Source organism: Streptomyces sp. NPDC046759 (assembly GCF_040645475.1).
Taxonomy (GTDB): domain Bacteria; phylum Actinomycetota; class Actinomycetes; order Streptomycetales; family Streptomycetaceae; genus Streptomyces.
Genome location: NZ_JBEYYJ010000044.1, coordinates 1 through 12,509 on the forward strand (window position 1 = coordinate 1; position 12,509 = coordinate 12,509).

Genomic DNA, 12,509 nt, shown 5'->3' on the forward strand with positions numbered 1-12,509 from the left:
TGAGTTGCCTACGTGTCACACCCAGCGTCCTACCAGGTCCCGCCCCCGCACGGGACCAGAACCCGAGATTGATCACGACCTCACACAGGCCCTAGCGCCCGTCGGGGTCCCTGGCAAGGCGCGGGCGGTGGGTGGTGGCTCGCACACTGCCGCGCCCCTAGGGCAGGTCCGTTTCGTCCGGTACGACGTGTACCGCCGCTTCCTCGGCGCCCGCCGCTCCCCCGTCGATCCCGACGTCCCGGGCGATCTCCTCCTTGACGGTCTCGGCGTGGGCGCCCTCGTCCGGAGCGACCAGACGGCCCGCCCGGGCCTCGCCGGCCTCGGGATCGACGGGCTCGCCCTCGCCGCCCGGCAGGTCGCCGATCCCGTCGCCGGCCGCGGGCTGGGCGTCCGGGACCTCCTGGGCGAGCCGGTCGTCCAGGGTCTCCCCCGCGTGCTGTTCGGCGGCGGTGACGCCCCGCTTGGTCACGCCCAGCGGCCGCTCGGGCGGGGAGTAGCCCTCGTCGAGGACGTCGTCGTAGGTGCGCTCGCCGACCGCGTCCTGCAGGTCCAGGGGACCGGCGTCCTCCTGCTCCTCGTTGGTTCCGGTGGGCTGGTAGACGTCGTCCGCCATCGGGGTCTGCTCGGACTGCTGGTCGCTCATGGTCGCCTCCTCCTGGGCTCACGGGGGGTCCAGGTCCGCGTTTCCCGCAACGGGATCATTAACCCCGCGCCCGGCGTCCGGGTCAGTCGGCGGCCTGCTCGGCCAGGCCCGCCGTCCACTTCTCCTCGATCCGGCACGCCTTCCACACCAGCAGGGCGACGGCCCAGGTGGCGAAGAACAGGCCGACGATGACGAAGCCGACGATGTTGAGGTCGAGGCCGGAGATCCAGTCCCAGAAGGCGCCGTGCAGGCCGAGCTTGTCGGCGAGCAGGCCGAGGAGTTCCACCGTGCCGATGAGGAGGGCGACGGCGACGGACAGGCCGGTGATGGTGAGGTTGTAGTAGACCTTGCGGACCGGCTTGGAGAAGGCCCACTCGTAGGCGAAGTTCATGAACGAGCCGTCGATGGTGTCCAGCAGGGACATGCCGGCCGCGAAGAGCACCGGCAGGCACAGGATGGCGTACCAGGGCAGGCCGGAGGCGGCGCCGGAGCCGGCGAGGACCAGCAGCGCGATCTCCGTCGCGGTGTCGAACCCGAGCCCGAACAGCAGGCCCAGCGGGTACATCTGCCACGGCTTGCTGATCGAGCCGGTGACCCGGCCGAGCAGACGGTTCATGAAGCCGCGGTTGTTCAGCTGCGTCTCCAGGGCGGCCTCGTCGTAGGCACCGGAGCGCATCTGCCGGAAGACCTTCCAGATGCCGGCCAGGATGACGAGGTTGATGCCGGCGATGAGGTACAGGAAGGTGCCGGAGACCGTCGTACCGATCAGGCCGGTCACCTCGTGCAGATGCGAGTTGCCGTCGCGCACCGGTCCGGCCAGGGTCTTCATGCCGAGCGAGAGCAGCAGCGCCAGGCCGAAGACGATGCTGGAGTGGCCCAGGGAGAACCAGAAGCCGACCGACAGCGGACGCTGTCCCTCGCCCATCAGCTTGCGGGTGGTGTTGTCGATCGCCGCGATGTGGTCGGCGTCGAAGGCGTGCCGCATGCCGAGGGTGTAGGCGGTCACGCCGATCCCGATGCCGAAGGCCACCGGTTTTCCGGCGGATCCGGTGCCGACACTGAAGTGCTGCGGCGCGATCACACCGATCAGGGTGCCCCAGCCGATGATGTGCAGGGCGAGCACGAAGGCCGCCATCGAACCGACCCTGATCCACTCCTGCCGCGTCATGGAGCCGCGGACTCGGCTCCAGGCCGAGCGCTTGGCGTCGGCCTGGGCGGGAAGGGACGGAGCGGAACCAGGGGCGGCCGTCATCGGGAGGGTCATCCTTCGGTGGTGCGGGTACGGCTGCACAGCACAGCCTTGCGCTATACAACCGCACTTGCAACTGATGTGCAATAACTGCCCGGACGGCGGCAGGCCTTCGGGGTCAGGCGGAGAACATGCCCCGGCCCAGCCAGTCCCTGCTGTCCCGGACGCCGGGCAGGGCGAAGAAGTAGCCGCCGCCGGTCGGGGAGATGTAGTCCACCAGCGGCTCGTCGATCAACCGGGTCTGCACGGCCTCGAACTGGCGCTTGACGTCCTGGTTGTAGCAGCAGAACACCAGGCCCATGTCGAGGTCGCCCACGTTGTCCACGCCCCGGTCGTAGTTGTAGCCGCGGCGCAGGATGCGGGAGCTGTCGGTGTCCGCCCTGCGCGGGTTGGCGAGGCGGATGTGGGCGTCCAGCGGGATCGCGGTGCCGTGCGGGTCCTTGGCGTAGTTGGGGATGTCGGTCTCCTTGGCGCCGTCGAGCGGGGCGCCGGTGTCCTTGCGGCGGCCGAACATCTTCTCCTGCTCGGTGAGCGAGACCCGGTCCCAGAACTCGACCAGCATCCGGATGATCCGGATGACCTGATAGCTGCCGCCCGCCGCCCAGGCCGGCTCGCCCTGGCCGTCGCCGACCCAGATCAGCTTGTCCGTCTCGCGCGCGGAGGTGACGTCCGGGTTGGCGATGCCGTCCTTGAAGCCGAGCAGGTTGCGCTGGGCACCGGTGGGGCGCGGGGCGTTCTGGAAGCCGTCGATGCGCCACTTGATCTGCATGGCGCCCCGGGTGTGGCGCGCGATGTCGCGCAGGGCGTGCAGCACGGTGTCCGTGCTCTGGGCGCAGATCTGCAGGGACAGGTCGCCGTGGCACTCGGCCGCGTTCAGGTTGTCGTTGGGGAAGGTCCGCATCGGGGTGAGCCGGGCGGGCCTGGCCTTGGCGAGGCCGTAGCGGTCGTCGAACAGTGAGGCGCCGACGCCGACGGTGACGGTGAGGCCGTCCGAGGGGACCTCGGGACCGAGGATGCCGTTGTCGGAGGGCGGCGCGCCGACGCCCAGGTCGGTGGGGATGCCGCCGGAGGTGAGGAACCGCGCCCGCTCGGTGATGGTCTTCAGCAGGTCGGCCAGGCCCTTGCGGTCCTCGGCTATGACGTTCAGCGAGACGAAGGTGGCCGCGGCAGGTGCCGGGGTGACGATGCCGGCCTGGTGGGCCCCGTGGAAGGGGACCTTCGCGGTGCCGTCGGCGTTCGCCTGCTGGGCCTGCGCGGTGCCGCCGCTCTCGCCGAGCGCGAAGCCGCCGCCGGCCAGCACCGCTCCGGCGGCACCGGCGCCCAGCGCGGTCCGCACGAAGGAGCGGCGGGCGGGGCCGACGGGGCAGGCCGACGGTTCGGCAGTGGGCATCGCAGGGGTCCCTTCGGAATGCGGGTACGCGGACGGCGTCGGGCGGGCGTCGGTCATCAGGCGGACTTCCGGATCTCGAGGAGGTCCGGAATCGGGGCGAGGTCTTCCAGCAGCTGCCCGGTGGCGCCGTCGAGACGCTGCTTGTCGTCGGCGGCGAGCTTCTCGACGGGGGTCCAGTCGGCGCCGTGGCGGGCCGCGTCCAGGAGTTTCTGCACGCGTGCGATGTCGGCGTCCACGGTCGGGAGCAGCTGGGGGGCGCGGCTGGTGAGCAGCGGCTTGAGGACGGTGAGCAGTTCGCGGGTGCCGGCGAGGTTGGCGTCGGCGGTGGCGAGGCCGGTGCCGCTGCCCTCGTCGGTGTCGCCGGTCAGCTCGAACTGGAGGGTGTTCTCCAGGATCTCGTGGGAGCGCAGCGGCAGGTCGCCGGGGTCGAAGTCCTGGCTCGGGAAGGCCTTGCGCAGGCCCTGGACGTCGGTGACGAGCTGCTTGGCGGAGGCGCTCAGGTCGCTCGCGGACTGGTTGTGCCACAGGCCGTACTCGAGACGCAGGAAGCCGGTGAAGTCCTTGTCCCGCTCGCCGTCGGGCAGTCCGTCGGCCCGGCCGTCGATCTTCTTGTCGTAGTCCTCGAAGGTGCCGTACGCGGCGCCGAGGGAGGCGTAGGTCCGGTGGGCGGTGAGCCAGTCGGTGCGGGCCTTGTCCAGGTGGCCGTGCTCGATGTCGTCGTCGAGGGTGCGCGTCTGGGTGACGAGGGTGTCCAGGCCCTGCTCGACGTACGCCTTGTACGCCTTCAGAGGGGTCGCGAGGTCCTGTTCGGAGACGGGCGCGACCGGCTTGGCGGCCCCGCCTCCGCTCACGGTCACCGACTTGGAGGTGACGGCCCTGCCGCCGGTGGGCACGCAGCGCCAGGCGTAGGTGCCGCCGGCGACGGTGGCGACGAGGTCGCGGGTGGTGCCGGGGGCGAGGCCCTCGATCTCGCCGTAGACCGCGTCGGTCGAGGGGTCGACCAGGTAGACCTCGGAGGTCTTGCCGCCGGTGTTCTGCATCTTGAAGGTCTGCCGGCCGGGCTTGGGCGCGCTGAAGCCCTTGCCGCAGTCGCTCTCGGAGACGGCGACCGTCTGGTCGCCGGCGGGCTTGGGCCTGGAGAGGGCGACGACGCATCCGGCGATCACGGCGGGTACGGCGACCACGGCGGCCGGCACCACCCAGACGGGCCGGCGCCGCTCGGGCCGCGCGCGCTCCGGCTCGCCCGCGGCACGCTCCTTCGCCGGCTTCGGGGCCGAGGCCCGCACGCCGCGCACGAACAGGGTCGTCACGACGGCCAGGTAGGCGACGTAGGCCACCACCTGCAGCCAGGTCATGGTCGGGGTCAGGTTGAGCACGCCCTGGACCAGCGTGCTGTACCAGGAGCCGGCGTCGACGCTGCCGGCGAGGTCGACCGCGTAGGCGGTGCCGCCGGGCAGGACGCCGCCCTCCTGGAGGTCACGCAGGCCGTAGCCGAGGACGCCGGCCGCGATGACGATCAGGACGACGCCGGTGGCGGTGAAGAACTTCGTGAGGTTGATCTTCAGGACACGCCGGTACAGGCCCCAGCACAGGCCCGCCGCGAGGACGAGGCCGATCCCGGCGCCGGTCAGCGGACCGGCCGACTCACCGGCCGCCTGCGCGGTGGTCCACAGGAAAAGGGCCGTCTCCAGGCCCTCACGGCCGACCGCGAGGAAGGAGGTGAGGATCAGCACGCCGGAGCCCATGGCGAGGGCGCCGGTCACCTTCTCCTTCAACTCGCCGGAGAGGCTGCGGGCCGAGCGGCGCATCCAGAACACCATGGCGGTGACGAACGCGACAGCGATCACGCTGAGGGTGCCGCCGAAGGCCTCCTGGGCGGTCGCCGGCATGGACGCGGCGGTGAAGGTGAGCACCGCGCCGAAGCTCATCGCGACGGCCACGGCGGCCAGGACGCCGGTCCAGACCTGGGGCAGGCGCGAGCGCGCCTCGGCCCGCACCAGGGTGGCCACCAGGATGGAGACGATGAGTCCGGCTTCGAGTCCCTCCCTGAGCCCGATCAGGAAACTCGGAAACGCGTCGTCCCACATGCCCTGCTGCCCTCCCTGCCAGTTAGTGAAGGCAAACCTTACCTTCGCGGACCATCATGGCGACGGCCGTGTAGTCGGCCGGTCATAAAGAGGTAATGGGGGGGTAAAGTCCAGGAGCGATCGCCGCCTACCGTCGTCTACAGGTTGGTAGACGGTCTACAAATGTGTAGTCAGATCCAGTCGAAGCCGAGCCGAGGCCGAAGCCGGTCGAAGCCGAAGCCGGTCGAAGCCGACGTCGCAGTCGAAGCCCCATGGAAAGGCGTACGCCGATGGCCACTCCCCCACACCTGGCGTCGCAGCTCGCGGTCAACGTGCTCGACGCCCATTCCCTGCTCGCCGCCTTCGGCGTGCTCGGCGTCGGCGTGGTGCTCTTCGCGGAGACGGGGCTGCTGATCGGATTCTTCCTGCCCGGCGACTCCCTGCTGTTCACGGCGGGGCTGCTGTGCACGGGTACGTCCGCCGGCGGCGTGCACCTCTCGCTCGGCCCGCTGCTCGTCGCGGCGGCCGTCGGCGCCCTGGCGGGCTCGCAGTGCGGGTTCCTGCTCGGGCGCAAGGCGGGCGGCGCGCTGCTGGCGCGCAGCCGGTCGGCGAAACTGCGGGAGGGCGCGCGGCGGGCCGAGGAACTGCTGGAGCGCTACGGCTACGCGAAGGCGATCGTGCTGGCCCGCTTCATCCCCGTCGTGCGGACGGTGCTGAACCCGATGGCGGGCGCGCTCGCCGTGCCGGCCCGGACCTTCACCCTCTGGCAGGTGGCGGGCGGGCTCGTGTGGAGCCTCGGTCTCACGCTCGCCGGATACGCACTGGGCTCCTCGATCCCGAACGTCGACAAGTACCTGCTCCCGCTGATCGCGCTCATCGTCGTCGTGTCCGTGCTGCCGCTCGTCGCCGAGGTGCTGCGCTCGCGCAGGGCGGCCAAGGAGATGCGCTGATGGGGCACGCCCCGTCGGTCACGCCGGCCGACGGGCCACTCCACGCCGACGGGGCGGATCTCGCCCCTCGCTCACCCGGCCCGCTCGGCGGCACGACGGCGGCGCGATCGGCGTCCGGCCCGGCGCTGTTCGCGCAGCTCAGGGGCGCGGACCGGTGCCGGGCCCGGCGGCGGGGTGCGACCGCGACCCTGACGGCGCTGACGTTCCTGACCGCGCCGGCGACGGTGGCGACGGCGTTCGTCGTGGACAGCGGGGTGAAGCCGCATACGGCCGAGGACCGGCCGGGCCGGGGGCGGGCCTCGCGGACGCCGGAGGCGGGCCCCCCGCGCGGCGACCGCTCGGTCCCGGGCAGGCGCACCGCGGTCGCCGTCAGCGCGGCGGCCGCCCTGTTCTTCGCCGCCCGGCCGGGCGCGCCCGCCCCGGTGTGCGCACTCGCCACGGCGGCCTCCCGGACGTGGGCCGGGGTCCCGTATCCGCACGACGCCGTCGCGGGGGCGGCGCTCGGCGGGCCGGCCGGCTTCCCGGCGGCGAGCGTCCTGCGGCGACGGCCGGCGGGCCGGCCGTCGCGGGTCCGGCAGCGTCCGCCGGGAACGGCATGAGGCCCGGACGGCTCGCGAAGCCTGCGGGCATGGTGGTCCTGTGCGCCTGGGCGGCGTTCGGTGCGCTGGCCGCGGTGGTGGCGAGCGGCCACGGTGGGCCCCTGCACCTGGACCAGAGCCTGCTGTCCTGGTCCGTCGGGCACCGCCCGCCGGTCGCGCTCGCGGTGGCCCGCGCCCTGACCGCCACGGGCACGGGCGTCGTACCGTACGTCCTGGTGGTCCTGGCCGGGCTGATCGCGGGACGCACGGCGCGGGAGCGGCTGGTGGCCGTGCTGCTCTGCGCTGTCTGCCTCGGCGCGGGTCAGGCGGTGCGCTACGGCGTGATGGACCTGGTCGGCCGGACCCGGCCGCCGCAGTACGACTGGCAGACCCGGGCCTCCGGCTGGTCGTTCCCCTCCGGGCACACCACCACGGCCGCGCTGACGGCCGGTCTGCTGATCGTGGCCCTGTGCCTGCGCGCGCCGCGCGGCAGGACCACGCTGTGCGTCCTGGTCGCGTGCTGGGGGACGGGGGTCGGGCTGACCCGTGTCTTCCTGGGCGTGCACTGGTTCACCGACGTGGTCGGCGGCTGGCTGTTCGCCGCCGGCTGGCTCGGTGTCCTCGTCCTGGTGGTGGCCCGGTGGCCGCCCGGGCGATTCGTCCCCCGTGCCCCGGACCCGGGCACACCGCACCCGAGTGACACGGCCGGCGGGCCGGTGGAGAGAGATGCACCCCAGGATCCTCATCGTCGAGGACGATCACGCCCTGCGTGACGTACTGCGCCGCGGACTGCACGACGAGGACTTCGAGACGGTCTGCGCCGGCGACGGCGCCACCGCGCTGCGCCTGGCGACGCCGGACGTGTCCGCCGTCGTGCTGGACGTCGGGCTGCCCGACGCGGACGGCCGCGACGTCTGCCAGGCGATGCGGGCGGGCGGCTTCCTGGCCCCGGTCGTCTTCCTGACCGCACGGCAGGGACTGACGGACCGGCTGTCGGGCTTCTCGGCCGGCGGTGACGACTACCTGCCCAAGCCGTTCCACCTCGCGGAGCTGGCGGCCCGGCTGCGTGCCGCCCTGCGCCGGACCGCCCCACGGGCCGCGCCGGCCGCCGTGGACGGACTGCTGCTGGACGCCGTCCGGCACAGCGTCACCGTGCACGGCAGGCGAGTCGACCTCACCCCGACGGAGTTCCGGCTGCTGGCGGCGCTCAGCGCGGCCGGCGGAGAGCTGGTGCGCCGCCGCGAGCTGCTCCGCGCGGGCTGGCCGGAGGGGGCGCAGGTCAGCGACAACACGCTGGACCAGTACCTGACCCGGCTGCGCCGCAAGCTGCGCACGGCGGGCAGCGAGCGGACCGTCGCCACCGCGCGCGGGATCGGCCACCGGCTGACATGAGGCCGCCCCGCCGCACGCGAGACGTCCTCGCCCGTCTGGCGCCACGCACCCTGCGCGGACGCCTTTCACTGGTCGCGCTGACCACCGCCGCGCTGCTGATGCTGGCCCTCACCATCGCGTTCAACACCGTGGCCCGCCACCGCCTGCAGCGGGAGGCCGACGACGAGCTGCGCACCCGCGCTGCGGCCGTGGCCACGACCGTCGACACCCGGCGCGGCCGGGTACGGGTGCTGGAGACCTCCGGCGACCGGCTCCTGGACACCAACGCGTGGATCTACGCGGGCGGCCGGCTGCTGGAACGGCCTCCGGCCGGGGCGGGCAAGCTCACCCACGCCGCCGGGGCCCTGGCCGCGCGCGGCCAGGGCGGCTGCGCCACGGTGCACGGGCCCGACACCGTACGGCTGTGCGCGGAGCCGGTGCCCGGGGCCGGGGCCACCGTGGTCACGGCGCTGGACCTGGCGCCGTACCGCAGTTCGGCCGGCACGCTGCTGCTGGGCTCCTTCGCGCTGGACGCGGTGATGCTCGCCTGCACCTATGCGCTGACCCGGCTGGCGGTCGGCCGGGCGCTGCGTCCGGTGCGGACGATGACGGACCAGGCGACGCAGTGGAGTGCCGTGGGCTCCGAGGAGCGCTTCGCGGGCCGGGGCCGGCCGGCCGAACTGGCCGCGCTCGGGGCCTCCTTGGACGCCCTGCTGGACCGGATCCGGGCAGTGCTGCGACACGAGCGGCAGCTGACCGGCGAGTTGTCGCACGAACTGCGCACCCCGCTCAGCCGGATCGTCGCCGAACTGGACTGGTGGCGGTCCCGCCCCCGCTCCGAGGCCGAGACCCGGGCCTGTCACGAGGTCGTGGCCGAGGCCGCGCAGTCGATGCGCACCATCTGCGACACGCTGCTGGACCAGGCCCGCGAGGGTGTGCCGACGGCACCCGGCACGGCCGACGTGCCGGCCGTGCTGCACCGCCTGTCCGCCTCCGCCGACGTCCCGGCCGCGGTGCGGATCGTCACCCGGGTCGGCCCGGAGCCGCTCACGGCCGGGCTCCAGCCGGCGCTCCTCGAACGGATCGTCAGCCCGCTGCTGGCGAACGCCGTGCGTTACGCCCGTACGACGGTCACGCTCTCCGCGCGCCGGACGGCCGGCGGCGTACGGGTCGAGGTCACCGACGACGGTCCGGGCGTGCCCGGAGCCTTCACGGACCAGCTCTTCCAGCCGGGCAGGAGGGCCGATCCCGGCGACGGCCACGTCGGCGCGGGCCTGGGCCTGCCGCTCGCGCGGCGCCTGGCCCGCTCCGCCGGCGGCGAGGTGTCCCACGAGCCGGGGCATGCGCCCGGGGCCCGGTTCGTGGTGACCCTGCCCGCCGGCTGAGCGCCCTGAGCACCCACGAAATGGCCCGCTCCGCCTCGCGCGCCTCGGGGACGTCCCGGTCGCGTCGTCCCGCCGGCCGATGGAGCGGGCAGCGCCACTGCGGTCGGGGGCGGCGTGCGGTCCGTCCGGGCGGGCCGTGCGCGGCCCTGCCATCTGCCGGCTGGGGTCCTCGGTCTCCGGCGTCGGAGCCGTCCGTACGTCGGAGGACAGCGGGCGTGGTGGGCAGCGGGCGTGGTGGGCAGCAGCCCGGGCGGTGCGCGGACAGGAACGCGGCTCAAGGACGGCGTACCGGCGTGAAGAACGCCTGGCTCGGCCGCCCCGTCGTGTCGTCCCCGGCATGGCTCTGCCCTCCGGAGACGCCACGTGCACCCGGGTCCTGCCTGTGCCGGAGTGCGCGGCCCACCCCCGTGCGTCACACGGCCTTGCGCCGCACCAGCAGCCCGAGCACCAGCAGCCCCGGCAGCAGGGGCAGCCACACGGTCAGCAGCCGGTAGCCGAGCACGGCGGAGGCGGCGGCCGCGCCGGGGGCCCCGGCGACCGTGAGGGCGAGGGCGAGCGCCGCGTCGAGGGAGCCGAGACCGCCCGGGGTGGGCAACAGGGCGGCGGCGCTGCTGGCCGCGAGGTACAGCAGGGCCACCTGGAGCGGCGGCAGCGGCAGTCCGACCGCCTGGGTGACGGCGATGAGGACCAGCGAGTGCAGTGCGGCGAAGGCGAGGGAGCCGCCCCACAGGGCCGCCGATCGCGCGGGGCAGCCGTGCAGGGCGCGGAGGTCGGCCAGGACGGCCGTGAGGGCCCGGCGGCAGCGCGCCCACCAGGGGGTCGCCGGCAGGGCGGCGACCAGCACGAGTCCGCCCAGGACGACGGCGAACGCCGCCGGGGACAACCGTGGCGGGCGCAGCAGACCCGGGCAGGCCGGGGCGAGGGCCGCTATCAGTGCCAGGCGGACCGTGGCGCCGGCGGTGGCCTTGACGGCGAGTGCACTGGCCGAGCGGCCCGCGGGCAGCCCGCAGCGCATCAGGAACCTGACGTTCACCGCGCCCGCGCCGAGCCCCGCGGGCAGCAGATGGTTGGCGGCACAGGCGGCGAACTGGGCGGCGAGCAGCAGGCGTCCGGGCAGCCGCCGTATGACCGCGCCCTGCTGGGCGAGTGCCGAGGCCGCCCAGGTGCCGAGGGCCGCCGTCGCGCCGACCAGCAGCCAGCCCTGGTCGGCACCGGCCAGCCGCCCGGCCCCGCTCTCGACCGTGGGCCAGTGCCGGCGGACCACGTACAGCGCACCGAGCAGGACGGTGAGCAGGACACCGGCGTGCCAGTACGCGCGGCGCCGGCCGAGGGAGGCGGCGAGGTCCGCCGGTGATGTCATGGGCCGCTCCTGGGCACCGAGTAGGAGAGCCGTCCGCCGTCATAGGGCTCGGACGGCCAGGCGCGGGCGTATCCGGGCGGCCGGGAGCCGGCGGACACCAGCGCGGCGACCGGGATCCGCCGGGCGGTGGCGGCGATCTGGGCGCCGGTGCTGTTGGCGTTGTGCCCGGCGGTCGCGGCCGAGGCACAGCCGGTGTAGAAGGCGACGGGGATGGCCTCGCCCCCGGTGAGCAGACAGGGCGGGCGGACACCGAGCCGGTGCAGCGTGGCGGCCGTGCGGGACCAGCCGCGGCGCTCTGCACCGGCGGTGTCCACCGTGTGCACCAGGACGGCGAGTTGCACCGCGAGGTGGGCCGCGAGCCCGAGGCAGAGGAGCGTCGCCACGACCGGGCGCCAGGGCCGGCGCGGCGCGCGCACCAGGTACACCAGCGCGTCGGCGACCGGGAGCGCGAGCAGCGCGTAGGCCGGCAGCAGGAAGCGCGGAGCCGCGTAGCCGATCAGGAACAGGTAGGGGAAGGCCGCGGTCGCCCCGCAGGCGAGCGGCAGCAGCGTGGCGGCCGGGCGACGGGCGCGTACGGCGACGGCGAGCCCGATCAGCGCGAGCACGGGCAGGACGAACCACCAGACGGTGACGGCCGGGGCGGGCGGAGCGCCGGTACAGGGGCGGCACAGCGCCCGGCCGCCGAGGCTGCGCAGCTGGTCGGCGACGGCGAGATGCCAGCCGAGGCCGCCCTCGACCGCCGAGGCGTCGGCCAGCCGGTGCACCGGGCCGCCGAACCGCACCCAGGCCTCGACCACCCACGCTGCCTCGCCGGCCGCGAGCCCGGCGAGCAGTAAGGCGACTACCCGGCGGGGGCGCCGGGCGAGGCCCAGGGCGAGCAGCGGCAGCACCGCCCAGACGGCGTCCATGGGCCGCATCCCGGCCATGAGCGCCCCGCTCGCCGCCAGGCCCCACCGGACGGAACGCTCCTGTCCGCGGCGGGCGCGCAGGAAGCAGGCGACGGCGGCCAGGGCGCCGACCGCGACCCAGTAGTTGGGCATGGCCTGCGGGCCGTAGAAGAGCGTGACCCAGAGGGAGGCGAAGAGGGCGCCGCCGAGGGCGAGGACGCGCCCCGGGAACAGCCCGCGCCAGGCGCGCAGGGCCAGGAACAGGGCGAGTCCGGAAAGGACCGCCAGATAGATCCGCAGCAGGGCGGTGGAGGAGGACCAGGAGGCGACCGGCAGGACGAGCAGGGGGACGCCCCTGGCCCGGGGCGCGCTGAAGAAGGCCGCCGGGGCGTGCGGGCTGACCTGGCTGACGTACACCGTCTCGTCCCAGCCGAGGCCCATTCCGGGCCGGACGAGCAGCAGCTGGGCCAGCGTGAAGGCGGCCGCCACGAGCCCGAGCGCCGCCGTGGCGCCGGGCCGCCGCACACCCCCGGACATGCGCAGTGAGCGTTCCCGCCGTATCCCGGCGAGTGTGGCGTGGGCGCTGCCGGCCATGATCACCCCTCTGCCCCGCGGCCTGCGGAGCCCTTG

The 12,509-nt window shown here is 74.3% G+C and carries 11 protein-coding genes; 5 read left to right on the top strand and 6 right to left on the bottom strand.

What is annotated here, in order from left to right; all coding sequences use genetic code 11:
• Positions 1-157: 157 nt before the first annotated feature.
• From ABZ919_RS38055 to efeU, 4 genes are all read right to left on the bottom strand, one after another.
• Positions 158-643 (bottom strand): DUF5709 domain-containing protein, encoded by a 486-nt coding sequence (locus ABZ919_RS38055; RefSeq protein ID WP_361257772.1) that lies wholly within the window; start codon positions 641-643, stop codon positions 158-160.
• Between the two features lie 82 nt (positions 644-725).
• Positions 726-1,895 carry a HoxN/HupN/NixA family nickel/cobalt transporter gene (locus ABZ919_RS38060; RefSeq protein ID WP_361257775.1) on the bottom strand — a complete coding sequence of 390 codons (1,170 nt, stop codon included), beginning with the start codon at positions 1,893-1,895 and terminating at the stop codon, positions 726-728.
• 115 nt (positions 1,896-2,010) lie between these two features.
• Positions 2,011-3,282, bottom strand: coding sequence for an iron uptake transporter deferrochelatase/peroxidase subunit (efeB, locus tag ABZ919_RS38065; protein ID WP_361257778.1), 1,272 nt, complete (start codon positions 3,280-3,282; stop codon positions 2,011-2,013).
• Positions 3,283-3,338: 56 nt separating this feature from the next.
• The gene (gene efeU / locus ABZ919_RS38070; RefSeq protein ID WP_361257781.1) at positions 3,339-5,369 is read right to left on the bottom strand and encodes an iron uptake transporter permease EfeU; all 2,031 of its coding nucleotides are present in this window, start codon (positions 5,367-5,369) and stop codon (positions 3,339-3,341) included.
• Positions 5,370-5,638: 269 nt separating this feature from the next.
• Here efeU and ABZ919_RS38075 point away from each other — a divergent pair, with 269 nt between their 5' ends.
• From ABZ919_RS38075 to ABZ919_RS38095, 5 genes are read left to right on the top strand one after another with little or no spacing between them, the layout of a single operon-like run.
• Positions 5,639-6,298, top strand: coding sequence for a DedA family protein (locus tag ABZ919_RS38075; RefSeq protein ID WP_361257784.1), 660 nt, complete (start codon positions 5,639-5,641; stop codon positions 6,296-6,298).
• Complete coding sequence (locus ABZ919_RS38080; RefSeq protein WP_361257787.1) at positions 6,298-6,897, top strand: hypothetical protein; 600 nt, start codon at positions 6,298-6,300, stop codon at positions 6,895-6,897. The genes ABZ919_RS38075 and ABZ919_RS38080 overlap by 1 nt, the downstream gene beginning before the upstream one ends.
• On the top strand, positions 6,894-7,649 hold the full coding sequence (locus ABZ919_RS38085; RefSeq protein WP_361257790.1) for a phosphatase PAP2 family protein: 756 nt from the start codon (positions 6,894-6,896) through the stop codon (positions 7,647-7,649). Before ABZ919_RS38080 ends, ABZ919_RS38085 begins: the two co-directional genes overlap by 4 nt.
• Positions 7,603-8,268, top strand: coding sequence for a response regulator transcription factor (locus ABZ919_RS38090; protein ID WP_361257792.1), 666 nt, complete (start codon positions 7,603-7,605; stop codon positions 8,266-8,268). The genes ABZ919_RS38085 and ABZ919_RS38090 overlap by 47 nt, the downstream gene beginning before the upstream one ends.
• Positions 8,265-9,632, top strand: a complete 1,368-nt coding sequence (locus tag ABZ919_RS38095; RefSeq protein ID WP_361257795.1) for a HAMP domain-containing sensor histidine kinase — start codon at positions 8,265-8,267, stop codon at positions 9,630-9,632. The genes ABZ919_RS38090 and ABZ919_RS38095 overlap by 4 nt, the downstream gene beginning before the upstream one ends.
• A gap of 412 nt (positions 9,633-10,044) precedes the next feature.
• On the opposite strand, the gene ABZ919_RS38100 is transcribed toward ABZ919_RS38095, so the two are convergent.
• Both ABZ919_RS38100 and ABZ919_RS38105 read right to left on the bottom strand, forming a co-directional pair.
• Positions 10,045-10,992: a lysylphosphatidylglycerol synthase domain-containing protein gene (locus tag ABZ919_RS38100; RefSeq protein WP_361257798.1), complete on the bottom strand. Its 948-nt coding sequence runs from the start codon at positions 10,990-10,992 to the stop codon at positions 10,045-10,047.
• Positions 10,989-12,473 (bottom strand): hypothetical protein, encoded by a 1,485-nt coding sequence (locus tag ABZ919_RS38105; RefSeq protein WP_361257801.1) that lies wholly within the window; start codon positions 12,471-12,473, stop codon positions 10,989-10,991. Before ABZ919_RS38105 ends, ABZ919_RS38100 begins: the two co-directional genes overlap by 4 nt.
• Between the last annotated feature and the right edge of the window lie 36 nt (positions 12,474-12,509).

Excerpts from the sequence above, each read along its gene's own strand:
- ABZ919_RS38055 (WP_361257772.1), bottom strand. The coding sequence starts at position 643 with ATGAGCGACCAGCAGTCCGAGCAGACCCCGATGGCGGACGACGTCTAC.
- ABZ919_RS38060 (WP_361257775.1), bottom strand. The coding sequence starts at position 1,895 with ATGACGGCCGCCCCTGGTTCCGCTCCGTCCCTTCCCGCCCAGGCCGAC.
- efeB (WP_361257778.1), bottom strand. The coding sequence starts at position 3,282 with ATGCCCACTGCCGAACCGTCGGCCTGCCCCGTCGGCCCCGCCCGCCGC.
- efeU (WP_361257781.1), bottom strand. The coding sequence starts at position 5,369 with ATGTGGGACGACGCGTTTCCGAGTTTCCTGATCGGGCTCAGGGAGGGA.
- ABZ919_RS38075 (WP_361257784.1), top strand. The coding sequence starts at position 5,639 with ATGGCCACTCCCCCACACCTGGCGTCGCAGCTCGCGGTCAACGTGCTC.
- ABZ919_RS38080 (WP_361257787.1), top strand. The coding sequence starts at position 6,298 with ATGGGGCACGCCCCGTCGGTCACGCCGGCCGACGGGCCACTCCACGCC.
- ABZ919_RS38085 (WP_361257790.1), top strand. The coding sequence starts at position 6,894 with ATGAGGCCCGGACGGCTCGCGAAGCCTGCGGGCATGGTGGTCCTGTGC.
- ABZ919_RS38090 (WP_361257792.1), top strand. The coding sequence starts at position 7,603 with ATGCACCCCAGGATCCTCATCGTCGAGGACGATCACGCCCTGCGTGAC.
- ABZ919_RS38095 (WP_361257795.1), top strand. The coding sequence starts at position 8,265 with ATGAGGCCGCCCCGCCGCACGCGAGACGTCCTCGCCCGTCTGGCGCCA.
- ABZ919_RS38100 (WP_361257798.1), bottom strand. The coding sequence starts at position 10,992 with ATGACATCACCGGCGGACCTCGCCGCCTCCCTCGGCCGGCGCCGCGCG.
- ABZ919_RS38105 (WP_361257801.1), bottom strand. The coding sequence starts at position 12,473 with ATGGCCGGCAGCGCCCACGCCACACTCGCCGGGATACGGCGGGAACGC.